The sequence below is a fragment of the Jiangella sp. DSM 45060 genome (assembly GCF_900105175.1).
Taxonomy (GTDB): Bacteria; Actinomycetota; Actinomycetes; order Jiangellales; family Jiangellaceae; genus Jiangella.
Genome location: NZ_LT629771.1, coordinates 3,807,170 through 3,831,247 on the forward strand (window position 1 = coordinate 3,807,170; position 24,078 = coordinate 3,831,247).

The window sequence follows — 24,078 nt, forward strand, 5'->3', positions numbered from 1 at the left end:
CCGTACGTAGGACTCGAGAGGACATTCGATGGCAACCTCCGTCACCTTGCCCGCACTCGGCGAGAGCGTCACCGAGGGCACAGTGACCCGCTGGCTCAAGCAGCCGGGTGACACGGTCGCCGTCGACGAGCCGCTGCTCGAGATCTCCACCGACAAGGTCGACACCGAGATCCCGTCGCCGGTCGGCGGCACGCTGCTGGAGATCAAGGTCGCCGAGGACGAGACCGTCGAGGTGGGCGCCGAGCTGGCGGTCATCGGCGAGGCGGGCGAGTCCGCGGGCGACGGCGGCAGCGGCGGCCAGGCGGCTGCCGAAGAGGCCGCCCCGGCTCAGGCCGAGGCCGCTCCGGCTCCGGCGGAGGCCGCGCCCGCTCCCGAGGCTGCTCCGGCGGCGGAGGCCGCTCCCGAGGCTGCTCCGGCTCCTGAGGCCCCGGCGGAGGCGCCGGCCGCTCCGGCCGCGTCGTCCGGGTCGTCCGGCGAGGGCACGCCGATCACGCTGCCGGCGCTGGGCGAGAGCGTCACCGAGGGCACGGTCACCCGCTGGCTCAAGCAGCCGGGCGACACCGTCGCCGTCGACGAGCCGCTGCTCGAGATCTCCACCGACAAGGTCGACACCGAGATCCCGTCGCCGGTCGGCGGCACACTGCTGGAGATCAAGGTCGCCGAGGACGAGACCGTCGAGGTCGGCGCGGTGCTCGCGCTGGTCGGCACGGGCGACGGCGCGGCCGCACCGGGTCCGGCTCCCGCCGCCCCGGCGCCGGCCCAGGAGGCGGCGCCCGAGCCCGCCCCCGAGCCGCAGCCCGCCCCGTCGGCCCCCACGCCCGCCCCGGTCCCGCAGGCGCCGCAGACCCCGGGCCCGCAGGCGACCGCCACGCAGGCTCCGCCCGCTTCGGCTCCGACCCCGGCGGCCCCCGCCGCGGCGCCGTCCGGCAACGGCACCCCGTACGTCACGCCGCTGGTGCGCAAGCTGGCCGGCCAGCACGGCATCGACCTCGCCACCGTCAAGGGCACCGGCATCGGCGGCCGGGTCCGCAAGCAGGACGTGCTGGCCGCGGCCGAGGCCGCGAAGGCCGCCGCCGCGCAGCCGGCCCCGTCCGCCGCGGCGCCGGCGGCCCAGCCGGCCGCCGCGCCCGAGACGGTCGAGCCGTCGCCGCTGCGGGGCACCACCGAGAAGCTGACCCGCATGCGCAAGGTCATCGCCAAGCGCGTGCACGAGTCGCTGCAGGAGACCGCGCAGCTCACCAGCGTCGTCGAGATCGACATCACGACGCTGGCCCGGCTGCGCAACCGCGTCAAGGCCGACTTCGCCCAGCGCGAGGGCGTCAAGCTGTCGTTCCTGCCGTTCTTCGCGAAGGCCGCGGTCGAGGCGCTCAAGCAGCACCCGAAGATCAACGCCTCGATCGACGTCGAGAAGGGCGAGGTCACCTACCACGACCGCGAGAACCTCGTCATCGCCGTCGACACCGAGCAGGGCCTGCTCGTGCCGGTCGTCAAGGACGCCGGCGACCTCAACATCGCCGGGCTGGCGCGCAAGATCGCCGAGGTCGCCGAGAAAGCCCGCACCGGCAAACTGACGCCCGACGAGATCACCGGCGGCACGTTCACGCTGACGAACACCGGCAGCCGGGGCGCGCTGTTCGACACGCCGATCTTCTTCCAGCCGCAGGTCGCGATCCTCGGCACCGGCGCCGTCGTCAAGCGTCCGATGGTCATCGACGACCCCAACCTGGGCGAGACCATCGCCGTCCGGCACATGGTGTACTTCGCGCTCAGCTACGACCACCGGCTGGTCGACGGCGCCGACGCCGCCCGCTTCCTCACCACGGTGAAGCAGCGGCTCGAGGGCGGACGGTTCGAGGCCGACCTGGGCCTCTGACCCCGTGCGGGTCGCTGTCGCGGGCTCCAGCGGCTTCGTCGGGTCGGCGCTGGTCGCCGGGCTGGAGTCCGCCGGACACGAGGTCGTGCGGCTGGTGCGGCACGCTCCGGCGGCCGCGAACGAGGCGCGGTGGGACCCCGAGCAGGGCGTGGTCCCGCTCGCCCGCCTCACCGACGTCGAGGCCGTCGTGCACCTCGGCGGCGTCAACGTCGGCTCGCACCGCTGGACCCGCCGGTTCAAGAAGGAGCTGCACCACAGCCGCATCCGCTCGACGACGGTGCTCGCGTCCGCGCTGACGGGTCTGTCCGTGCGGCCGCGGGTCTTCGTCTGCGCGTCGGCCATGGGCTACTACGGCCCCGACCGCGGCCGCGAGCTCCTGGACGAGGAGTCCGGTCCCGGCGACGGCTTCCTCGCCGGCCTGTGCCAGGACTGGGAGCACGCCGCCCAGCCCGCCCGGGCCGCCGACATCGCCGTCTGCCACTCGCGCTTCGGCCTCGTGATCGGGCCCGGCGGCGGGGCGCTGAAGCCGTTGCTGCCGCTGTTCCGGCTCGGGCTGGGCGGCCACTTCGGCAACGGCGAGCAGTTCTGGAGCCCCGTCTCCCTGCACGACACCGTGCGGGCCCTCCGCTTCCTCGTCGAGCAACACGGCTGCGTCGGCCCCTACAACGTGACGGCGCCCGAGCCGGTGTCGAACGGCGAGTTCAGCCGGGTGCTCGCGGCGGAACTGCACCGGCCGCGGCTGCTGCCCGTGCCCGGGTTCGCCCTGCAGATCGCCATCGGCCAGGCGTCGTCCGAGCTGCTCGGCAGCCTGCGGGTCGTGCCGACGCGGCTCAGTGAGGCCGGGTTCGAGTTCGAGCATCCGGAGGTGCGGGCGATCATCCGCTCCGCTCTCTGATCTCTCGGTTCGCCGGGCCGCTGGTTGGCTGAGTGGCCGCGTTGGCCAGCCCCCTGCTGCTCTCGATCGTCGGGGGCCGGCCGGAAAATGGGCCCGGGCTTCTAGGTCTGCTGCGCTTCTTCTCCGTTGGCCGCTCACTGGCCGTGGGTGGCGTTTCGGCTACCGGCTCCGCTGCTGGGCCCGGTCCGCTGGCCGCCTCTGGCCGCTTCGGGTAGGGCTACCGGCTCCGCTCGGCTCGTCCATCGCTGGCCGCTGACGTGGCATGGAAGCGGCGCTGCTCGAGCGTCGCGTCGCGCCGTGGTAGGTCGACCCCTCCCGGCCCGGGTGGGGCCCACCCTACGGGCGGGCACCGACAACGTCGCTGCGCCGCGACGCCGCGCGGGCTAGCCGAAGCGCCAGGAGCTGGTGCCGTCGGGGTTGGCGACCGCGACGAGGTCGGCGTCCCAGGTCTGCTCCTCGAAGCCGTCCATCTCCTGCTCGACCCCGCCGTCGTCGTTGACGAGGGTGTAGGGGGGCGTGCGCTGCGTGATGGTGACCGTCGCCCGGCCGCCCTCCTGGGACACCACCTCGGCGTTGACGACCTCGAAGGTGAGTCCGTCGGTGTGGACGCCGGCGTCCTCGTACTCCTGGAGCAGCTCGGCGTCGTCGGTGAGGGTCGGGTTGGTCGGGGCGTGCACCTGGCAGAGCAGCTCGGGGTCGCTGTCCTCGAACGCCTGCGCCCGCAGCGAGTACAGCCGCTGCACCTCCTGGGTCCAGTCGGTGACGGTGGGCGGCGGGACGGTGGGCGCGGGCTGCGGGCCGCCGCAGAGGTCTGTCGACGCCTCGGAGTCGGGGCTGGAGCCGCTGGCCGGGCCGTCGGTCGGGGTGTCGTCGCCGAAGATGCGCCAGCCGACGATCGCCACGCCGGCGACCAGCAGGAGCGCCACCAGGGTGCTGACGATCCAGAGGCGGTCCTTGCGCTTCGGCGGGGCGTCGTCGTCAGGGGGCGGTGGGGCGCCGCGGCGGGACTCCTTCGCGGCCGGAGCGGCAGCCGGGCGGCCAGCCGGAGCCGCGCCCGCAGGGGCTGCAGCAGGACGGCGGGCGGCGGGCGGACGCTCGTCGGGCGGCGGGCCCGAGGGCGGAGCCGACGCCGGGCCCGTCGGCGGACCCGAGGGTGGGCCCGACGGCGGCGGCTCCTCGCTGCGGCCGCGGCGCCCGCGCCGCGGGGTGCGGATGGGCCCGGTCGGCGCCGTGGGGCTCGCCCCGGCCCCGCCGGGCACCGTGGCCGGCCCGGCCCCCGCGGGCGCCGTCAGCCCGCCCACGGCGCCGGACGCGAGCGACTCGGACGGCGGCTCGGGAGCCTCCGTGCGACGGCGGGCGCGGCGGCCGGTGGCGGTGGAGCGGCGCATGAACGCGGCGACGTCGTCGTCGGCGCCCATGACGGGGGCGTCGATGACGGGCCGCATGGTGCCGGTGGTGGCGTGGTTCTCCTCGAGGACCAGCTCGACGGGCGCGGGGTCGGCCACGGCGAAGAAGACGTTGCCGATGCTGCTGACGGGCGGGCGCCGGTTCGGCGCGGGGTCGAGCGCGCTGGCCAGCAGCGCCTGCGTGGCCGGCGGGACGGCGGGCAGCGCCAGCCGCGCGGACGGCAGATACCCCGTCAGCGCGACCACGGCGGCCGTGACCAGCCCGTACACGTCGGCCGGCGGCCCGGGCGGCGAGCCGGCCTGGACCTCGGGCGGCACCGGCCGGGCCCGCTGGCCGACCCGCAGCGGCACCCCGGCCTGCACCAGCCCGACGCCGGCGACCATGGGCCGGCCGTCGAGGCTGAAGACGAGGTCGTCGAGGGTGAGGTCGCCGTGGACGATGCCGCGGCGGTGGATCTCGGCCAGCCCTTCGGCGACCGGCGCGCACGCCGTGACCACCTCGCCGGCCGGCAGCACGCCGCGGGCGCCGATGATGCCGGCCAGGCTGCCGCCCTCGGCCGCGCCCAGCACGACGACGATGCCGCCGGGACCGTCGACGACGTCGAGGAACGGGATGACATGCGGGTGGTCGACGGCGCGCAGGGCCTGGGCGGCCAGCCGCAGCCGGTCGCGCACCTGCGGGCCGACCTGGCCGATGAAGCGCAGGGTCACGGACGCACCGGTGGCGTCCTCTCGCGCGAGGTACATGGCCGACGCGTCGGAGCCGAGCCGCCGGGTGATCGTGTAACCCGCGGGAGTCTCGAGACCCTGCATCCGCTTATCGTTGCAAACCTCGCGCCCGGATGCCGCATCGGCCGTGTCACAACTCGCGTCACACGACATCCTCAGGCCCCGGATCCGCGCCACCACCCCAGGCAAACCTCGCGCCCGGATGCCGCATCGGCCGTGTCACAACTCGCGTCACACGACATCCTCAGGCCCCGGACCCGCGCCACCACCCCAGGCAAACCTCGCGCCCGGATGCCGCATCGGCCGTGTCACAACTCGCGTCACACGACATCCTCAGGCCCCGGACCCGCGCCACCACCCCAGGCAAACCTCGCGCCCGGATGCCGCATCGGCCGTGTCACAACTCGCGTCACACGACATCCTCAGGCCCCGGACCCGCGCCACTACCCCAGGCAAACCTCGCGCCCGGATGCCGCATCGGCCGTGTCACAACTCGCGTCACACGACATCCTCAGGCCCCGGGCCCGCCGTATCTCGGCCGCGTCGCCGAGCTGATTACGATCGGAGCCATGGACGGGGTCACGCCGCTCGCTGCGCCCGAGAGCCCGTTCGGCCTGCCGCTCTGGCTGGGCATCGCCGTCATGTTCGGCATCGTCGTCGCCCGGGCTCAGGCGACGTACTGGCTGGGCCGGGCGGCGGGGACGGGCATCGCGCGGTCGCGCTGGGGCGAGCGCCTCGGCCGCGACCGGCTGCACCGCGCCGAGCGGGTCGTCGGGCGCTACGGGCCGGTCGCCGTCACGCTCTCGTTCCTGACCATCGGCGTGCAGACGGCGGTCAACGCGGTCGCCGGCGCCACCCGCATGCCGTTCGGCCGCTACCTGGCCGCCATGCTGGTCGGGTCGGCCCTGTGGGCGGTCATCTGGACGGTCGGCGGCCTGGGCGTGATCTGGGGCGCGGTGACGGTGGCGTCGGCGGCGCCGCTGGCGGCCGCGGCGGTGCTGGTCGCGGCCGTCGCCGTCGTGACGGCGGTCATCGGCTACCGTCGTCGGCGCACCCGTCGCCAGCTCGTCCCCGACCAGGAGGCCCGATGACCCGCACACCGACGATCCTCGCCACCAGCGGCGGGTTCTCGTACGACGCGCGCGAGAACCTCCGCCCGGCCGGGCTGGCGCGGCTCGCGCTGCGGCTCACCGAGGCCGAGCGGCCGAAGCTGTGCTTCGTCCCCACGGCGTCCGGCGACAGCACGCTCTACGTGCAGCGGACGTACGCGGCGTTCGCCGGCTGGTCGGTCGACGTGTCGCACCTGAGCCTGTTCCCGATGCCGAACGTCGAGGACATCCGGGCGCACGTGCTGGCGCAGGACGTGCTGTGGGTCGGCGGCGGGTCGGTCGCCGGGCTGCTGGCGATGTGGCGGCTGCACGGCCTCGACGACGTCATGCGCGAGGCCTGGGATGCCGGCGTCGTGCTGGCCGGGGTGTCGGCCGGGTCGATCTGCTGGCACGTCGGCGGCCCCACCGACTCCTTCGGCCCGCGGCTGCGCGCGGTCACCGACGGCCTCGCGCTACTGCCGTACGGCAACGGCGTCCACTACGACTCCGAGGAGCAGCGCCGCCCGCTGCTGCACCGCATGGTCGCGAGCGGTGAGCTGCCCACGTCGTTGGCCACCGACGACGGCGCCGGCGTGCTGTACCGCGGCACCGAGCCGGCCGGCGTGTTCACCGAGCGCGACGGCGCCGGTGGCTACCTGGTCGAGGCGTCCGGTGGGGAGGCCAAGGAGACCGCCCTCCCCGCCGAACGCCTCTGAGCCTCAGCGGCGCGGGTCCGGATCGTCGCGCGGCGCCATACCGTCGACGCCGCTCTTCACCTGCAGGTGGAACTCGCCGTCGTAGCGTTCCAGCCCGTAGTCGACGGCCTGCTCGACGGCCTCGACGCCGCGGTCCTCGCGCAGCATCATCGGATCGGTGCGCAGGTCCTTGGCCAGTGCCACGCACACGCCGACCATCACCAGCATGAACGGCGCCCCGGCCAGGATGGTGATGTTCTGCAGGCCTTCCAAGGCGGTCGCACCGCCTTCGCCGATCATCAGCATGATCGCCGCCACGGCGCCCATGAGCAGCCCCCAGAAGACGACTACGCCCTTCGACGGCTCGATCGACCCGCGCTGCGACAGCGTGCCGGTGACGATGGACGCGGCGTCGGCGCCGGACACGAAGAAGATCGCCACCAGCAGCATGACCAGCACGCTCGCGATGGTCGTGATCGGCAGGTGTTGCAGCACGGAGAACAGCTGTTCCTCCTGCCCGGTCGGGTTCTCCGCGGTGCCGGCGATGTCCTCGCCGCCGCGTTGCAGGTCGATGGCGGTGCCGCCGAAGATGCAGAACCAGATCACGCTGACGACGCTGGGCACCAGCAGGACGCCCACGACGAACTGTCTGATGGTGCGGCCGCGGCTGATGCGGGCGATGAACATGCCGACGAACGGGGTCCACGACATCCACCAGGCCCAGTAGAAGATCGTCCAGCCGGACACCCACTCCTGCATGGCGTCGCCGCCGCTGGCCTCGGTGCGGGCGGCCATCTCGGCGAGGTCGGCGAAGTAGTCGCCGATGGCCGTCGGGAGCAGGTTGAGGATGAAGATCGTCGGGCCGGCGACGAACACGAAGAACGCCAGCGCCGCGGCCAGCACCATGTTCGTGTTGGACAGCCACTGGATGCCGCGCTCGATGCCCGACACCGCGGACGCGACGAACGCGAAGGTCAGCACGGCGATGATCGCCACCAGCAGCCCGGTGCTCACGTCGTTGAGCCAGCCGACCTCCTGCAGGCCGCTGCCGATCTGCAGCGCGCCCAGGCCCAGCGACGCGGCCGTGCCGAACACCGTCGCGAAGATCGCGAAGACGTTGATCGCCCGGCCGAAGCCGCCCTCGATGCGCCGTCGTCCCAGCAGCGGCGTGAACACCGAACTGATCAGCTGGCTGCGGCCGCGCCGGAACGTGCCGTAGGCGATGGCCAGGCCCACGACGGCGTAGATGGCCCACGGGTGCAGCGTCCAGTGGAACAGCGTCGTGGCCATGGCGGTGTTCATCGCCTCGATGCTCTCCGGCTCACCCGTCCCCGGCACGGGGTCGGTGGTGAAGAACGTCAGCGGCTCGTTGACGCCGAAGAACATCAGGCCGATGCCCATGCCGGCGCTGAACATCATCGCGACCCAGGAGGACGTGCGGAACTCCGGCCGCTCGTCGTCGGCGCCGAGCGGAATGCGTCCGTACCGGCTGAACGCCACCCAGAGGATGAAGACGACGAACCCGGTGGCGGTCAGCGCGAACGCCCAGCCGGCGTTGTGCGTGATCCACGACAACGCCTCGGACGAGGCGCTGGCCAGCGAGTCGGTGTCGACGAAGCCCCAGATCACGAACGCGAGAACGATGCCGCCGGCGATGCCGAAGACGATCTTGTCGGTCGGACGTCTCTCCGCGGCGGCGGGCGCGTCGGATCCGGGTCCTTGGACGCCGGCCTTGCGGGCTTGTGTCGTTCCTCGTTCAACAGTCACGTCGGATGGCGTACCCCGGTGGGGCACTTCTCCTCTCTTCACCCACAGCAATGACGCGATTCAACGTAACGGCCGGGGCGCGCCGGGGCACGTCGATCAGTGCTGCCGGTGGGTCGCGTCGAGGAGACGGTCAGGGCTGCAGGACGCTCAGCAGCTCGTACGAGCGCAGCCGGTCGGCGTGTGGCGTCACCGTGGCGACGACCATCAGCTCGTCCGCGCCGGTCCGTTCCACCAGCGCGGACAGCTCCCGCCGGACGGTGTCGGGGCCGCCGGCGATCTGGCCGCCGAGGAACGGCGCGAGCATGTCCAGCTCGGCCGGGGCGAACTCGTGCGCCGCGGCCTCCTCCGGCGTGGGCAGCGGGCCGGGCGCACCCGTCCGGAGCCGCAGCATCGACAGCTTCATCGGCCCGGCCAGCCACTGCGCGCGCTCGTCGTCGTCGGCGAGGATGACGCTGACGGCGACCATCGCGTACGGCGCGGGGTGCGCGGCCGACGGCTGGTACCCGTCGCGGTACAGCGTCAGGGCCGGGACGGTGTTCGCGGCGCTGAAGTGGTGGGCGAAGGAGAACGGCAGCCCGAGCGCCGCCGCTGCCCGCGCGCTGTAGTCGCTGGACCCGAGCAGCCAGACGAGGACGTCCTCGCCGCGGCCCGGCGTCGCGGTGATCGCGGCGTACGGGTGATCGTCCGGCCACTCCCCCGAGAGGAACGCCCGGACCTGGGCCAGGTGCTGCGGGAACTCCTCGACCAGCCGGGGGTCGCTGCTGCCGCGCAGCGCGTGCGCCGTCAGCCCGTCGGTGCCGGGCGCGCGGCCGATGCCGAGGTCGATGCGGCCCGGATGCAGCGCCGCCAGCGTGCCGAACTGCTCGGCGACGACCAGCGGCATGTGGTTCGGCAGCATCACCCCGCCCGACCCGACCCGCATCGACGTCGTCGCCGCGGCCACCGCCGCGATGAGGACCGGCGGCGACGAGCTGGCGATGCCCGGCATGTTGTGGTGCTCGGCCATCCAGTAACGGCGAAAGCCGAGGTCATCGGCGTGCCGGGCCAGCTCCAGGGTCTGTGCCAGCGCGACGGACGGCGTGGAGCCGGTCACGACGGGCGCGAGGTCGAGGACGGACAGGGGTACTCCGCGGAAGGTCGCCACGACAGGTCCCAACCGCGCGGTTGCCGCAGGACTTCCCGGCGGGCGTAGGCTCGACGTCCGTGGGCGAGCTACGGATCATCCGGCATGACGGGTTCGTGCCGTATCAGGAGGCGTGGGACGAGCAGCGGCGCCTGCACGCCGCGCGGGTGGCCGGCGAGATCGGCGACACCGTCGTCCTGCTGGAACACGAGGCGGTCTACACCGCGGGCAAGCGCACCACGCCCGAGGAACGGCCGCTGCTGGATGCCGGTGCGCCGGTCATCGATGTCGATCGCGGCGGCAAGATCACCTGGCACGGGCCAGGGCAGCTCACCGGCTACCCGATCCTGCAGCTGCCCGAGCCGTACGACGTCATCGGCTACGTCCGGCGGGTCGAGCAGCTCATGCTCGACGTCTGCCGCGACTTCGGCGTCGACGCGGTCCGGGTCGACGGCCGCAGCGGCGTCTGGATCCAGCCCGGCGACGGCTCCCCCGACCGCAAGCTCGGCGCCGTCGGGCTGCGCGTCGCCCAGGGCGTCACCATGCACGGCTTCGCCCTGAACTGCGACAACGACCTCGGCTGGTACGACCGCATCATCGCCTGCGGCATCAGCGACGCCGGCACCACCACGCTGTCGCGGGAGCTGGGCCGCCGGGTCACCGTCGCCGAGGCGCTGCCGTATGTCGAAGGTCACCTCGACGAGCTGCTCGCGCTGCAGCCGCAGACGTAGGGTGGAGGGGTGACTGTCGCGCCGGAGGGACGTCGGCTGCTGCGCCTCGAAGTGCGCAACGCCGAGACGCCGATCGAGAAGAAGCCTTCCTGGATCAAGACGAAGGCGACCATGGGCCCGGAGTACCGCGAGCTGCAGTCGCTGGTGAAACGCGAGGGCCTGCACACGGTCTGCCAGGAGGCCGGTTGTCCCAACATCTTCGAGTGCTGGGAAGACCGCGAGGCCACGTTCCTCATCGGCGGCGACCACTGCACCCGCCGTTGTGACTTCTGCCTCATCGACACCGGCAAGCCCGACGACCTCGACCGCGACGAGCCCCGCCGCGTCGCCGAGTCCGTCCAGGCCATGGGGCTGCGCTACGCCACCGTCACCGGCGTCACCCGCGACGACCTCCCCGACGAAGGTGCCTGGCTGTACGCCGAGACCATCCGCGAGATCCACAAGTTCAACCCCAACACCGGGGTCGAGATCCTCACCCCCGACTTCTCCGGCAAGGCCGACCTCCTGCAGCAGGTGTTCGACGCGCAGCCGCAGGTGTTCGCGCACAACGTCGAGACCGTGCCGCGCATCTTCAAGCGCATCCGGCCGGCGTTCCGGTACGAGCGCTCGCTGGACGTCATCTCCATCGCCCGCGCCGCCGGCATGATCACCAAGTCCAACCTCATCCTGGGCATGGGCGAGACCCGCGAGGAGATCTCCCAGGCGCTGGCCGACCTCCACGGCGCCGGCTGCGACCTCATCACCATCACGCAGTACCTGCGCCCGTCCGTGCGTCACCACCCGATCGAGCGGTGGGTGAAGCCCGAGGAGTTCGTCGAGCTGCAGGCCGAGGCCGAGGAGCTGGGCTTCGCCGGCGTCATGTCCGGGCCGCTGGTGCGCTCGTCGTACCGCGCCGGACGGCTCTACCGGCAGGCCATGGAGGCCCGCGCCGCCCGCTGACCCGTGATCGGTAGGCGCCGCCATGGCGCGAGGCTGCCCGCATGACGCAGCAACCGTGGCCCGGCGACCCCGCGGCGGCCTGGCGGCGTGCACCGATCGACGGCCCGGCCCCGCCGTCGAGGCGCCCGGCTCCGCCCGACCTGTCCGACTTCGAGACCTTCACCAGGCTGCTGCCGCACCGTGGCGAGTACCTGGCGATGCCGCTGATGTACGGCATCGGCGGCGCGTTCTGCGTCGCCGTGGGCCTGCACCTCATGCGCTACCAGAGGCCGCTCGACCCGTTCGACGGCACGCTGCCGGGGTGGCTGGGGCTGATCGCGTACTGGCCGCCGTGGTTCCTGGTGCTCGGGCTGGGCGTGGCCTGGCTGTGCTGGGCGCCGATGTCGTACGTGCGCGGCAAGCGCGACCACCCGCGCCGCCTGCGGGAGCTGTACGAGCGGATCAACCGCGACGGCATCATGGTCCAGACGTTCCTGAGCACCCTGCGACTGGAGGCGCACGAGGGCACCGACCCGTCCAGGATCGCCATCGAGACCCGAATCGGCGATACCCAGGCGGGCCGGCTGCACGCCGCCTTCCACCACTGGCTGGACGCGCTGCGCGACGACGGCGACGCGCGCACAGCCGCGCAGGAGCGCATCGGCGAGCGCCGGGTGCTGCCCGCCACCGAACTGTTCGGCCCCGAGGCGCAGGGCGGCTACCTCATCCGCGCCACGTCCATCAACCCGTGGCAGGTCCTGCTGCCCGAGACGGGCGACGACGGCACCGTGCGATGGACCATCGAAGGAGTCCGCGACCGCTGAGGTCCGCGCGGGGCACGACGCCGTTGCGAATCCATGAACAGCAGGTCGACCTCCTGAGTCGACGTGGAATGGACGTCGGCGACCGGAACGACGAGGCCGGGCGAGCCGACGAGTTCTACCCGGGCACTCGGCTGTCCGACGTGGTCGCACTGGACGACTTCGATGCCAGGCTGAGAGCCGCCACCTTCTCCGTCCTCGCACCGACCGAGCTGGCACTTCGCGCGCCGCTCGGTCATGAGCTCGGCCGCGTGGACCCATGCGTGCACCTCGATCCCAGCAAGCTGTCGACAAGGGCCCAGCGAGGCGAGACCTATCGCAGATGGCTCGCTCGTTACCGGGCCGAGCTGAGCTCCTCGCGGGAGGACTTCGGCTCGGACGAACCACGCTTCTGCCTGCCGTGGTGAGGTCGTTCCCCGCCTTCCGAGCCGTACCGCTGGCACATCTGGGTGCACAAGACAACTGGCAGGTCGCAAGTCGCCTCTGGCGGCGCTGACCCCGATCGGTCAGAGGCCGAACCAGCCCTTCTCCGCCACGACGATGTCGCGCGCGGCGCCGTCGGTGCCGACGATCACCACGTGGTCGGTGGGCGACGGGCCGCCCGGTGAGCCGAACGGTCCCTCCCAGCCGGCCTCGACGATCAGGACGACCTCGCCGGACGGGGCGGTGGAGGCCGACTCGACGCCGCCGCGCACGTCGAGGGTCGCGGTGATCTCGCCGGACTCGACGTCGACCACGGTGAGCCGCCGGTTCTCCTCGTCGTTGGGGCCGGCGCTGCTCTGGACGATGACGTGGCCGCTCGCCAGGCCGGCGGTCGTCAGAACCGCCTCGTCGCCGGGTTCGAAGAGGTCGTACGGCCAGTCCAGGCCGACGCAGGACCGCTCCGGCGGCAGCCGCGGCACGACCTCCTGGACCAGCCCGGCGGCGTAGAAGTCGACCGGCGACAGCTCGCGCCGCACCCCGTTCTCGACGACGTTCAGCCGCGTGATCGCCAGCCCGGCCGGCGTGCCTTCCGGCGGCACGAGGCCGATGTCGCCGGTCTCGGCCACCTCGCGGGTCTGGTCGTACGTGACGTGCGCGGCGCCGCCCTCGCGCCCGAGCTGGCACCCCCACGCGTCGCGGGTCGCGTCGTCGGCGGCCGTCGCGGCGGTCTCGTCGAGCGGGAACAGCCGGGTCTCACCGTCGTCGGTCGCGAACAGGACGGCCTCGCGACGCGGGTCGTACACGTAGTTGTCCCACCGGCCGTGCGGCACCTCGTCGCCGAGCCCGTCGATGTCCTCGTCGCTCGCCACGGTGTCGCCGTCGTCCAGCTCGATGATCGCCACACCGAACGTGTGCCGCACGTACACGTACCGTTCGCCGGCCGCCACGACCTCCGGACCCCACGTCGCCTCCGGCAGGTCCGCGTCCCAGACCGTCTCCCCCGTCGCGACGTCGACGGCCAGGACGCCCGTGCCCAGGCCGCCGGGGCGCAGGCCCGGCATGCCGTTGTCGTCGTACCCGATCAGCGCGACGTCGCGCCCGTCGATGGTGGTGAGGAACGGCGGGCCTTCGATCGACGCGGTCGTCCGGATCACGAAGCCCGGCACGACGTATGCGCCGAGGAGGAGGACGAGCAGCATCAGGCCGGATACGACCGCGCCCAGGCGTTTGAGCATCAGAACCACCGCATTCCGGGAGCGCCGACCGGAAACTCGGTGAAGCCGCCGGCGGTGACCACGACCAGCAGGCCGGTCTCGTCGCCGGTCTCGGTGAGGATCAGCACCCGGTCGCCGGGCGCGTTCACCACCTGCCGAAGCGATCCGGGCAGCCGGTACGTGTGGGCCGGTTCGTAGGTCGCCGGGTCGACGATCGACAGCATCGAGTGCGGCTGTTCCAGCGCCTCCAGGACGTAGAACCCGGACCCGGCGGCGATGCCGTACCGCTCGGCGCCGGTGTCGAGCAGGAAGAAGTCGGTCCGGGTGGCCCAGGTGTTGAGGTCGATCGAGCTGCCGTCGGCCGCGAGGGCGCTCTTCGACGTCGTGCCCGACTCGTCGCCGTAGAGGTCGCGGACGGTGTCGACGTTCAGGGCGTCGCGCCACCGGTCGGCGGCGTCGGGGTCGGCCGGCTGCGCCGTCATGGTCCCCACCGGCACGGCGAGCACCTCGCCGCCGGACGTGAGGGTGACGACGGCGTCCGTCGCGGCGTCGTAGGCGTACGCGGTGAGCGACGCCAGGTACCCCGCGCCGAGGCCGTCGATGCCGTCGCCGCGGGCCACCACGTCGCCGTCGCCCAGGTCGACGATCACCAGGCCGTCGTCGGTGGTGACGTACGCGTACCCGTCGCCGGCCGCCAGCACACCGGCTTCGATGGCCGGGTACGCGGCGGAGAGCTGGCGGTCCCAGAGGTGCTCGCCGGTCTCGAGGTCGATCGCCGCCACCCGGACGGTGATCTCGCGTGCGAAGGCCCACAGGATCGCGCCCATGGTCCCGCCCGCCTCGTGCCGGTACGCGACGACGGCGACGTCGCGGCCGTCGATCGTGGTGACCGCGAGGTCCAGCGACGGCCGCGTGGGCCCGTCGACGCCGTCGACGGCGAGGGCGGTGACACCGGCTCCCAGCACGGCGACGACCAGCGCGAGCACGACGAGCAGCCGGCGCCTCATGCGCCACCACCTCCGCCGTCGCCGCAGGGCTGGCGATACTCGTCGGCCCGCGGGTCGAACGCGACCGGCCCGTCGCCGTCCAGCTCGATCAGGGCGTCGGAGCCGCCGGGGACCGTGTGCACCCACAGCCGGGCGCCCGGCAGCGGCACCCGCTCGGGGTCGGTCACCAGCCGGGCGGTCAGCCGCTGCCCCGCTCCGTAGCCGACGACCACCTCGAACTCCGGCAGCGACGACGGCCACGACTTCAGGAACCGCACCGACTCCAGGACACCGGCGTCGCGCCGGCCGCGAGCGCGCAGCTCCCGCATACCCGCCTGACGGCGCATCGCGCCCCGCGCCAGCACGACCCCGCGGCCGGTCAGGATCGCGCCGGCCAGCGCGACCGAGCCCGGGAAGGCGGCGCCGATCAGCACCGGGACGTTCGAGCTGTGGTCGGACCACGCGTGCCTGAGGGGCGCCGTCAGAGCGCCGCCGAACCCCAGCAGCCCGAGTCCCAGCATGAGCCGCGTCCCCGCGCTAGACCGGCCGGTCAGCCACTCACCCATCGCGTTGACGGCGACACCGCCGGCCAGCGCCACGACCGCCGGCGGCCCGGCCCACAGGGCGACGGTGCCGAGCCCGTGGCCCGCCATCATCACGTCCATGAGCACCACGGTCGTGACCGGGACGGCCGCCGCGTAGACCAGGCACACGAGGACGAACAGCGTCCAGGCTCCGGCGCTGCGACGCGGCCGCTCCCGCACGATGTGGTCGCCGGTGTCGTGGACCGAGAACACGACGTCGGAGTAGTCGGTGGTTCCCATGCGCCCGACGTTGTCAGGCGCGTCGTCCCTACCGATCACGGATTCGGCCGACGTTGTCGGTGCCCGCCCGTAGGGAGGGCACCCTCCCTCGAGGGGCGGGCCATACTCCGGCTCGCGTTCATGTCGCCGTCCCTGCGGTCGCGGGCGCGTACGCCGTCGAGAAGGCGCCCCAGAACAGCGGCGAGCAGGACGGGTCGCCGGTGCGCCACCAGCGGGCGGCTCGGTCGCGCTGCCAGGCCACCTGCGCCGCCACCGGGTCGGGCGCCTCGTGCGCGTCGTTCACCGCGACGACGGCGTCGGCCAGCCCGCCGCCCGGCAGCCCGGCGTCGGTCGGCAGCGGCCAGCGCGCGGCCGTCACGTGCTCGGCCCCGCCTTGCACCATGGCCGCGACCAGCCCGGACGACTCGGCGAAGCGGGCGTCGCCGCCGCTTTCGCAGGCGATCAGGGCGACCCGGGCGGGCAGCCGCCACGGCCGCGGATCGTCGGTGCGGTGCCCGAAGGCGAGGTCGGCCGCGGTGAGCGGACGGTGCGCGCCGACCGGCGCCGCGCGGCCGGGCGCCGACGCCGGGCAGGAGAGGTGCAGTGCGGCGCCGAGCCCGTGCTCGGCCGTCGTCACGTGCCCGACGTAGAGGAACCGGGCGGCGGTGGCCAGCTCACCCTCCAGCCGATCGCGGTCGACGTCGTCGCGGCGGAACGCGTCGGTGGCCGACGAGACGGCCGGGCGCAGCCGCGGCCTGAGGGCGTCGGCCATCGCCGCCAGCGTGGACCCGGCCTCGACCGGCCCGAGCACCGAGCCGAGCGCGGACCCGTCCGGGAAGCCGGGCACCCGCGGGTCCAGCGCCGCTGCCAACGGACCGTCCGGGTCCCACGGCGCGACCCGGCGGCCGATCGCGTGGCGCACGGTCGCGGGCGGCAGCACTGAGACGTCGACGAGATCGGCGACCCGCTCCCCCGCGTCGCCGGGCAGCGCCTCCCAGGGCACCTGCGCGGTCGACGGCGACGGCTGGACGCGCAGGTGCGGGCGGACGCCGCGGACGCCCAGTTCGTTCAGCTCGGCCGCCAGGCGGAACGGCAGCAGCGTCTGCGCCAGCCGGGTGCTGAGGGCGTGCTCGCGCTCGCGGTCCAGCAGCGGGCCGCCGAGCGCACGGGCGAGCGCCGCGGCCGAGTCCTCGCCGGGCAGCGGCGACGGCAGTGCCCGGGCGAGGTCGTCGAGGGCGGGCTGGACGCGGGAACGCTCCAGCGCCGTGACGCGCGGCTCGCCCGGCGCGTGCTCCCACCGCCACGTCACATACAGGTCACCGGCGTCGACGAACTTCACCTGGACGACCGGCCGCGCGGCGCCGAGGCCGTCGAGCACCCGCAGGTCGACGGCGGGCCGGCGGCGCAGGCTCACCATGCCGGCACCACCTCGGCGGAGCGCACCGGGAACCCGTAGCGCTCCTCGGCGGCGTCGATGAAGCCGTCCAGCACGCCGTCGCCGGACGGCAGCATCCGCAGCCGCGGCGGCAGCGCCAGCAGCTCGGTGTCCGGCGGAGCGAACCCGGGGCCGTCGGTCGCGGCGGCGCTGAGCGCGGCCCAGGCATGCCCGGCGAACGCGTCGTCGGCGTCGAGCAGCCGGGGCGAGTCGGCGGACGGCGTCAGGGTCACCGTCGCGGCCGCGTGTTCGACCAGCTCGAACGCCAGAGCCGTCCACTCCAACCGGGTGACCAGCTCGAACGCCAGCGTCAGCGCGGGCGCGGCGACGGAGCGGGCCCACCGTTCGCGCACCGGCCCGGCGGCGAAGCCGTACCGGATCGCGTCGGTCGCGAGCGCGGCGGGCAGCACCAGGCCGAGCGCGGCCTCGCGGCGGCGGACGCGTTCCTTGCGGCGCGGCGTGATGCGGGTCGAGGCGGCGACGATCATCGCCCGGCGGACGTCGACGCGGGCGGTCTCGTGCCGCAGCCCGAGCCGTTCGCACCGCTCCCGGGCGGCCAGGTAGACCTCCTCACCGGCGGCGAAGCCCTGGACGACGGTGGTGAGGTCGCCCTGCAGCAGCAGGCACTCGGTCAGCTGCGCGGCGTCGCCGGCATCGGCCAGCACCGTCACGGCGGACGACAGCAGCTGCTGCGCCGCACCCGGCCGCGCGCGGCGCAGCGCGACCGCCGCCCGCCCCACCTGGCAGCCGGCGACGTCGTGGACCCGGCCGAGCCGCTCGTACGCCTCCTGCGCGGCGGCGAACCCACGCTCGGCCGCCGCGAGGTCGCCGCGACCCAGCGCCTGCCGGGCCTGGTTCTCCAGCGCGAGGGCCTGTGCGGCCTCGTCGCCGGTCAGCGCGTGCAGTTCGGCGGCCAGGCCGAGCTGCTGGGCGGCGGCCTCGTGGTCGCCGACGCGGGCGGCCAGCGCCGCGAGGTTCGCGTGCGCGTGCCCGGCCAGCCCCGGGTCGCGCTCGTGCGCGACGGCGAGCGCCCGGCGCAGCGCCGCCTCGGCCTCCGCCGCCCGGCCCAGGCTCAGCAGCGAGACGCCGCGGCTGTTGTGCAGCGCGAAGACGAGGACAGCCGGCGCCTCAGGAGCGGCGCCGGGCGCGGGACCGGCCGGGAGGTCCGCGGCCGCGGCGCCGTGCCGGGCGACCTTGTCGGTGCGCGCCCCTACAGTAGGTGGCCCACCCGGCCGGGAGGGGTGGGTACTGTCCGGCTCCGGCCCGCCGTCCACGTCGGCGGCGGCCGGGTCGTCCGCGGCCGCGGCGCCGTGCCGGACGACCTTGTCGGTGCGCGCCCCTACAGTAGGTGGCCCACCCGGCCGGGAGGGGTGGATACTGCCCCGCTCCGCCCCGCCGTCCACGTCGGCGGCGGCCGGGTCGTCCGCGGCCGCCGCGCCGCGCCGGACGACCTTGTCGGTGCGCAGCCCTACAGTAGGTGGCCCACCCGGCCGGGAGGGGTGGATACTCCCCCGCTCCGCCCCGCCGTCCACGTCGGCGGCGGCCGGGTCAAGGACCGCGACGGCAGCCGGGTCGTCCGCGGCCGGGTCGCCGATGGCGGCCGCGGCGGCGTCCAGGTCGCGCAGCGCGTCGGCGCTGCGGCCCAGCCGCTCCAGCGTCTGCGCCCGGTTGACCAGCGTCGCCGCCCGGGTGGCCGGGCCGCCCGCGGCGAGGCTCTCGTCGGCCAGCGCCAGCGCGGCGGCGAGGTCACCCTGGTCGTCGGCGACCATGGCGAGCAGGTGCAGGGCGCGGGCCCGCAGATCGCGGCCCTCGGCGTCGTCGCAGCCCTCCGTGGCGGCACGGATCGCGGCGAGGATCGCCTCGGCCGCCTCCGGCCGGCCCGCCGCCAACTCCGCCGCGGCGGTGGCGAGCTCGCGCCCGTGCTCCGCCCAGCGCGGGCCGTACGCCGCCGCGGAGCCGAGCCCCGCCCGGGCGGCGGAGCCGAGCCCCGCCCGGGCGGCGGGGCCGAGCCCGGCCCGGGCGGTCACGTGGCCGCCCGCTCGGTCAGCGTGGCGTCCGGCGCGGCCGGCCGGGCCCGCGCGGCGGCGACGATCGCAGCCCGGCGGGCGAGGTCGTCCGGGCGCACCGGCTCGGGCGCGGTCGTCAGGGCCGGCACGTAGACGAGCGCGGCCCGCTCGGCGGCCGGCAGCAGCAGCGCAGACGCCGGGATCGTCGCCGTCCCGGCGAACAGTCCCTCGCGGGTCGGCGCGAGCACGACATCCGCCGGGCCGAACCGGGCGCGCAGCGCCGTCGCGGGCGCCCATGGATCGGGCGCGGCCGGCACCGAGACCTCCACGACGGTGTCGTCGGCGCGGCGGATCGTCCAGCTCGCCTCCGCGGCGGCGTCGACGAGGCCCGGCGGGACGTCCGTCCAGCTCACCGGCGTGGACCCGCGCGCCACCAGCACGCCGGCGCCGTCGCCGGGACCACCGGCGGCAAGCGCGAGGCCGGCCCGCTCCGGGGTGACGACGGCGGCGGGCAGCGCGACGCCGTAGTCCTCGGCGACGGCGACGAGCGCCGCCGCCAGCTCGGGGTGCCCGTGCGGCGGCGCGGCGACCGCGAGCGCCCGCTCCACCGCCTCGTCGTCGTCCAGCAGGTGCTCCGCCGCGGCGGCCGCGACGGCACGCTCGGCCCGCAGCAGGCCGCGGTCCAGCGCCAGCACCCCGGCGGCGGCCGACGCGGGCCACCAGGCCTCGGCCCAGGTCAGCCGCGCGAGCGTGCGGACGGCGTCGAGGACCCGCCGGTCCGCGGGCACGGCCGCGACGTCGATGCCGTCCGGTGTCGCGTCCTGAACCGCCGCGGCGACGTCTACGCCGTACAGCTCCCAGAGCCACCCGGCGGCGCGGCCGGTGTCGTGGACCGTGGCGGACGGCAGCTCCGTCGGCGCGACGACGTCCCAGGTCAGCAGCGCGCCAGCGGCCTCGACCAGCGCCGTCCGCTCCGGGTGCGCGGGCGGCGGCCCGACGCTCACGCCGTCGGCCGTGCGGGTGACGATCACGGCCGGGCCTCCGCGTCGCGGGACAGCGCGGTGCGCAGCCGGTCGCGCTGGTCGAGGATGACCGAGCGCAGCACGCCGTCCAGCAGGTCCCAGCACTGACCGGCGTCGACGTCCTGACCGCGCAGCTCACGGCCGTGCAGCCGGACCCACAGCCGGCGCAGGTACGCGGCCCGCACGTCGCGCACCTCGGCCCGCAGCTCGTCCGGGACGGCGGCCGCCTCGGCCGGAGGCAGCCGCAGCACGCGGTGCACGTACGCCTCGCGCCGCCAGCGCGACCGCAGCCGGGACCGCGCGTCGTCCGGCGCCCGTCCGGTGTCGTCGTCCAGGGCCGCGGCGGCGGCGCGGCCCAGCGCCAGCAGCACCCGGCCGGGCTCGCCGGCCAGCTGCCACGGCCGCGCGGACCGGCCGATCTCGGCGCCGACCAGCGCGGCGACGTCGCCGTCGATCGGGTGCCCCGTCGCGACCCCGGCGAACAGCCGCTCCAGGACGGAGCGGTCGAACGGCTTCGGCAGTCCCCGCTTCGACGCGGCGTCGCCGAGCCCGGGCGGCGTGACGGACGCGCGGTCGGTCAGGCCGTGGTGGCGGGCCGCGCCGGGCGGCTCCAGGTGCGCGGCGTCGCAGCTGCCGTGCCCGCCGTCGACGAGCGCCGCCCAGGCCCGCGGATCGGGCGCCGTGGCGCAGGTCGCCAGCACCTCGTCCAGCTGCGGCGCCGGTTCGGACGGAGCGGCCGGCGCCTCGCGCGCCGTCCAGGCCGCGTCCAGCCGGCGGGCCAGCTCGGCGGCGTGCGCGGGGTCGGTGACGTAGGCGCGCACGGCGGCCGCCGTCACCCGTCCGTCCGCCGTCCGAGCCGCCGCGACGGTGGCGGCGGCCAGCTCGGCGGCGCCCGCGACGTCGTCGGGGTGACCGTGCCGGTGGGCCAGCTCGTAGCAGCGCTGGAAGTACCGCTCCTGCGGATTGCCGTCGGTGACCCCGGCGCGCCGTCGCTCCCGCTTGACCAGCACGAACCAGGCCGCCGTCGCCGTCAGGACGGGTCCGGCGGCGGCCACGAGCCGGGTGAGGTCCGCCGCGTCGGCCGCGGCGACCGTCGCGCCGGCGAACCGCGGGTTCTGCGCCGGCCGCAGCACCAGGGGGTCGAGGATCAGCCGGACCGTGCGGACCAGCGGCCGGCCGGAGGCGTTGCTCAGCGGAGTGACGCCGTCGCCGAGCCCGGCCCAGGCCTGCGCCAGCAGCTGATCGCGCGGGACTCGGGTGGCCGCGTCGAGGGTGGTCCCGCCGCGGCTGCTCACGGTGTCGGATTCTACCGGCCGCCCGTTGGCCGACCTCGGCGTTCACCCGGTCGGGCGAGCGGCCCGCCAGGAAGTACTCTTCTCCCCATGGCACGCAACGACGACCAGGGGACGCCCGAGAAGACCGGGCGCATCGCGCAGATCCGCCAGACGTACAAGATGGCGCGCCGGTCCGACCGCTGGGTCGGCTGGATCACGCTGGGCATCCTGCTCGGCGTCCTCGCGCTCGCGGTCGTCGTCGGCATCTTCGTCGGCCCGCTGTGGCTGTGGATCATCGTCGGCCTGCCCATCGCGCTGCTGGGCGCCGCCATCGTGTTCGGGCGGCGGGCCGAGCGGGCCGCGTACTCCCAGATCGAGGGGCAGCCCGGCGCCGCCGCGGCCGCGCTCGGCACGCTGCGCCGCGGCTGGGAGACCACCCCCATGGTGGGCGCCAACCGCTACCAGGACGTCGTCCACCGCGCCGTCGGCCGGCCCGGCATCGTGCTCATCGGTGAGGGCAGCGTCCCCGGCCGGGTCGCCAACCTGCTCGCGCAGGAGAAGAAGCGGCACAGCCGGGTCGCGCCGGAGATGCCGGTCGTCGAGGTCATCGTCGGGCGCGAAGAGGGCCAGGTGCCGCTCCCCCGGCTCACCCGGCACCTCAACAAGCTGCCGAAGAACATCCGCCCGGCCGAGGTCACCGAGCTGCGGGCGCGGCTGCGCGCGCTCGGCAGCACGCCCATCGGCATCCCGAAGGGCCCGCTGCCCAAGGGCGCCCGCATCCCGCGCGGCACCCAGATGCCCGGGCGCTGAGCCCGGTCAGCGGGCGTTCACGACCACCGTGTTCGACGCGAGGTCGTGCAGGCCGCGGCCGTCGCGCAGGGCCACCACCGGTGGGATGATCAGCGCGATCATCAACGTCCGCACCGCCGCGATGAGCGGGCTGATGCGCCGTCCGCCCAGGTGAGCGACGCGCAGCCCGAGCATCAGCTGCCCGAGGCTGCCGCCGGCCAGCGTCGTCGACGCCACCACCAGCAGGTACCAGCAGATCAGCGGCAGCCAGAACACGTCGCTCTGCGCGTCCCACACGCCGGTGTTCCCGCCGGTGACGATGAACGCGACCAGGTTGCCGGCCAGCCAGTCGAGCAGCAGCGCGGCGAACCGCCGTCCCCAGCCGGCGGCGGAGCCGGGGCCGTGGTCGGGCAGCTGCAGATCGGGGGACGTGGAGCTCACCCTGTGAGCCTAGGCGGTGGGCGCCGCGCCGCGCGGACCGCCTCCACATCGCACGTAACACTGGCGAAACACTCGGGACACGGCCGGGAAATCCCGGGAATCTAGCGTCCCGACCACGAGGGTCATACGGTCAACGCCGACTGTGACGGATGCGGATACTGCGCCGCCGAGGCGCGAAGGAGATGCGGATGTTCACCAACCCGGACGAGCTGCTGAGGTTCGTCAAGGACGAGGGCGTCGAGTTCATCGATGTCCGCTTCTGCGACCTGCCAGGCGTCATGCAGCACTTCAACGTGCCGGCCTCGGCCTTCGACGCCGACGCCATCGCCGAGGGCCTCATGTTCGACGGCTCCTCGATCCGTGGCTTCCAGGCCATCCACGAGTCCGACATGAAGCTCATGGCCGACCCCGCCACGGCGTTCGTCGACCCGTTCCGCAAGGCCAAGACCCTCGCGCTGAACTTCTCCATCGTCGACCCCTTCACCAACGAGCCGTACAGCCGCGACCCCCGCAACATCGCAGCCAAGGCCGAGGCGTACCTCGCCAGCTCCGGCATCGCCGACACCGTGTACTTCGGCCCCGAGGCCGAGTTCTACGTCTTCGACGACGTCCGCTTCGAGACCAAGGCGAACGCCGGCTACTACCACATCGACTCCATCGAGGGCGCCTGGAACACCGGCCGCGTCGAAGAGGGCGGCAACCGCGGCTACAAGACGCGGTACAAGGGCGGCTACTTCCCCGTCCCGCCGGTCGACCACTACGCCGACCTGCGCGACGACATGGTCAAGGCGATGACCACCGTCGGCATCGAGATCGAGCGGGCCCACCACGAGGTCGGCACCGCCGGCCAGGCCGAGATCAACTACAAGTTCGACACCCTCAAGCACGCCGGCGACCGCCTGATGCTGTTCAAGTACATCGTCAAGAATGTCGCCTGGGAAGCCGGCAAGACCGCCACCTTCATGCCGAAGCCGCTGTTCGGCGACAACGGCTCGGGCATGCACTGCCACCAGTCGCTGTGGAAGAACGGCGACCCGCTGTTCTACGACGAGCTCGGCTACGGCGGCCTGTCCGACATGGCGCGCTGGTACATCGGCGGCCTGATCAAGCACGCCGACTCCCTGCTGGCCTGGACCAACCCGACGGTGAACTCGTACCACCGCCTGGTGCCGGGCTTCGAGGCGCCGGTCAACCTGGTCTACTCGCAGCGCAACCGGTCGGCGGCGGTCCGCATCCCCGTCACCGGCACGTCGCCGAAGGCCAAGCGCATCGAGTTCCGCGTCCCGGACCCGTCCAGCAACCCGTACCTCGCCTTCTCCGCCATGCTCATGGCCGGCGTCGACGGCATCCGCAACAAGATCGAGCCGCCCGAGCCGGTCGACAAGGACCTGTACGAGCTGCCGCCCGAGGAGCACGCCAGCATCGCCACCGTCCCGGCATCGCTCGGCGAGGCCCTCGACGCCCTCGAGTCCGACCACGACTACCTCCTCGAGGGCGGCGTCTTCACCGATGACCTGGTCGAGACCTGGATCGACTGGAAGCGCACCAACGAGATCGACCCGATCCGGCTGCGTCCGCACCCGCACGAGTTCGAGCTCTACTTCGACATCTGATCGCAGGGCACTCCCCTGACGGGAGC

At 74.3% G+C, this 24,078-nt stretch carries 21 protein-coding genes; 10 read left to right on the top strand and 11 right to left on the bottom strand.

The window, feature by feature from the left end:
* Positions 1-28 precede the first annotated feature (28 nt).
* The gene (sucB, locus tag BLU82_RS17150; RefSeq protein WP_092622365.1) at positions 29-1,873 is read left to right on the top strand and encodes a 2-oxoglutarate dehydrogenase, E2 component, dihydrolipoamide succinyltransferase; all 1,845 of its coding nucleotides are present in this window, start codon (positions 29-31) and stop codon (positions 1,871-1,873) included.
* Positions 1,874-1,877: 4 nt separating this feature from the next.
* Positions 1,878-2,768, top strand: coding sequence for a TIGR01777 family oxidoreductase (locus BLU82_RS17155; RefSeq protein ID WP_092622366.1), 891 nt, complete (start codon positions 1,878-1,880; stop codon positions 2,766-2,768).
* Positions 2,769-3,151: 383 nt separating this feature from the next.
* On the opposite strand, the gene BLU82_RS17160 is transcribed toward BLU82_RS17155, so the two are convergent.
* Positions 3,152-4,987 (bottom strand): protein kinase, encoded by a 1,836-nt coding sequence (locus BLU82_RS17160; RefSeq protein ID WP_172885634.1) that lies wholly within the window; start codon positions 4,985-4,987, stop codon positions 3,152-3,154.
* A 485-nt stretch (positions 4,988-5,472) separates the two neighbouring features.
* Here BLU82_RS17160 and BLU82_RS17165 point away from each other — a divergent pair, with 485 nt between their 5' ends.
* Positions 5,473-5,994 carry a DedA family protein gene (locus tag BLU82_RS17165; protein WP_092622368.1) on the top strand — a complete coding sequence of 174 codons (522 nt, stop codon included), beginning with the start codon at positions 5,473-5,475 and terminating at the stop codon, positions 5,992-5,994.
* Positions 5,991-6,707 (top strand): peptidase E, encoded by a 717-nt coding sequence (locus BLU82_RS17170; protein ID WP_092622369.1) that lies wholly within the window; start codon positions 5,991-5,993, stop codon positions 6,705-6,707. Before BLU82_RS17165 ends, BLU82_RS17170 begins: the two co-directional genes overlap by 4 nt.
* 3 nt (positions 6,708-6,710) lie before the next feature.
* Here the strand turns inward: BLU82_RS17170 and BLU82_RS17175 are convergent, their stop codons facing one another.
* Positions 6,711-8,453 carry a BCCT family transporter gene (locus BLU82_RS17175; RefSeq protein ID WP_092622370.1) on the bottom strand — a complete coding sequence of 581 codons (1,743 nt, stop codon included), beginning with the start codon at positions 8,451-8,453 and terminating at the stop codon, positions 6,711-6,713.
* A 130-nt stretch (positions 8,454-8,583) separates the two neighbouring features.
* Positions 8,584-9,597 (bottom strand): LLM class flavin-dependent oxidoreductase, encoded by a 1,014-nt coding sequence (locus BLU82_RS17180; protein ID WP_092622371.1) that lies wholly within the window; start codon positions 9,595-9,597, stop codon positions 8,584-8,586.
* A 59-nt stretch (positions 9,598-9,656) separates the two neighbouring features.
* On the opposite strand from BLU82_RS17180, the gene lipB reads away from it, so the two are divergent.
* The 4 genes from lipB to BLU82_RS17200 all read left to right on the top strand — a co-directional run bounded on the left by lipB (position 9,657) and on the right by BLU82_RS17200 (position 12,453).
* Complete coding sequence (gene lipB, locus BLU82_RS17185; RefSeq protein ID WP_197682276.1) at positions 9,657-10,307, top strand: lipoyl(octanoyl) transferase LipB; 651 nt, start codon at positions 9,657-9,659, stop codon at positions 10,305-10,307.
* 9 nt (positions 10,308-10,316) lie between these two features.
* Complete coding sequence (gene lipA, locus BLU82_RS17190; RefSeq protein WP_092622373.1) at positions 10,317-11,246, top strand: lipoyl synthase; 930 nt, start codon at positions 10,317-10,319, stop codon at positions 11,244-11,246.
* A 41-nt stretch (positions 11,247-11,287) separates the two neighbouring features.
* Positions 11,288-12,049, top strand: a complete 762-nt coding sequence (locus tag BLU82_RS17195) for a hypothetical protein (RefSeq protein ID WP_092622374.1) — start codon at positions 11,288-11,290, stop codon at positions 12,047-12,049.
* A 68-nt stretch (positions 12,050-12,117) separates the two neighbouring features.
* Entirely contained in the window at positions 12,118-12,453 is a 336-nt protein-coding gene (locus BLU82_RS17200) for an Abi family protein (RefSeq protein ID WP_197682277.1), read from the top strand.
* 99 nt (positions 12,454-12,552) lie between these two features.
* Here BLU82_RS17200 and BLU82_RS17205 read toward each other — a convergent pair whose 3' ends face one another.
* The 7 genes from BLU82_RS17205 to BLU82_RS17235 form a co-directional block, all read right to left on the bottom strand.
* Positions 12,553-13,704, bottom strand: coding sequence for a PA2928 family protein (locus BLU82_RS17205; RefSeq protein WP_092622376.1), 1,152 nt, complete (start codon positions 13,702-13,704; stop codon positions 12,553-12,555).
* Entirely contained in the window at positions 13,704-14,690 is a 987-nt protein-coding gene (locus BLU82_RS17210) for a PA2928 family protein (protein WP_092622377.1), read from the bottom strand. The genes BLU82_RS17205 and BLU82_RS17210 overlap by 1 nt, the downstream gene beginning before the upstream one ends.
* The gene (locus BLU82_RS17215) at positions 14,687-15,493 is read right to left on the bottom strand and encodes a hypothetical protein (protein WP_092622378.1); all 807 of its coding nucleotides are present in this window, start codon (positions 15,491-15,493) and stop codon (positions 14,687-14,689) included. The genes BLU82_RS17210 and BLU82_RS17215 overlap by 4 nt, the downstream gene beginning before the upstream one ends.
* Positions 15,494-15,611: 118 nt before the next feature.
* Positions 15,612-16,889, bottom strand: a complete 1,278-nt coding sequence (locus BLU82_RS17220) for a CHAT domain-containing protein (RefSeq protein ID WP_092622379.1) — start codon at positions 16,887-16,889, stop codon at positions 15,612-15,614.
* Positions 16,883-18,934, bottom strand: coding sequence for a hypothetical protein (locus BLU82_RS17225; RefSeq protein WP_092622380.1), 2,052 nt, complete (start codon positions 18,932-18,934; stop codon positions 16,883-16,885). The genes BLU82_RS17220 and BLU82_RS17225 overlap by 7 nt, the downstream gene beginning before the upstream one ends.
* Complete coding sequence (locus tag BLU82_RS17230) at positions 18,931-19,944, bottom strand: hypothetical protein (RefSeq protein ID WP_092622381.1); 1,014 nt, start codon at positions 19,942-19,944, stop codon at positions 18,931-18,933. Before BLU82_RS17230 ends, BLU82_RS17225 begins: the two co-directional genes overlap by 4 nt.
* Positions 19,941-21,230 carry a hypothetical protein gene (locus tag BLU82_RS17235; RefSeq protein ID WP_092622382.1) on the bottom strand — a complete coding sequence of 430 codons (1,290 nt, stop codon included), beginning with the start codon at positions 21,228-21,230 and terminating at the stop codon, positions 19,941-19,943. The genes BLU82_RS17230 and BLU82_RS17235 overlap by 4 nt, the downstream gene beginning before the upstream one ends.
* Positions 21,231-21,317: 87 nt before the next feature.
* On the opposite strand from BLU82_RS17235, the gene BLU82_RS17240 reads away from it, so the two are divergent.
* Positions 21,318-22,019, top strand: coding sequence for a DUF4191 domain-containing protein (locus BLU82_RS17240; RefSeq protein WP_092622383.1), 702 nt, complete (start codon positions 21,318-21,320; stop codon positions 22,017-22,019).
* Positions 22,020-22,025: 6 nt separating this feature from the next.
* Here the strand turns inward: BLU82_RS17240 and BLU82_RS17245 are convergent, their stop codons facing one another.
* Positions 22,026-22,439: an RDD family protein gene (locus BLU82_RS17245; protein ID WP_092622384.1), complete on the bottom strand. Its 414-nt coding sequence runs from the start codon at positions 22,437-22,439 to the stop codon at positions 22,026-22,028.
* Positions 22,440-22,627: 188 nt separating this feature from the next.
* Between BLU82_RS17245 and glnA the strand changes: the two genes are divergently transcribed.
* On the top strand, positions 22,628-24,052 hold the full coding sequence (gene glnA, locus BLU82_RS17250) for a type I glutamate--ammonia ligase (RefSeq protein WP_092622385.1): 1,425 nt from the start codon (positions 22,628-22,630) through the stop codon (positions 24,050-24,052).
* Positions 24,053-24,078: the final 26 nt, after the last annotated feature.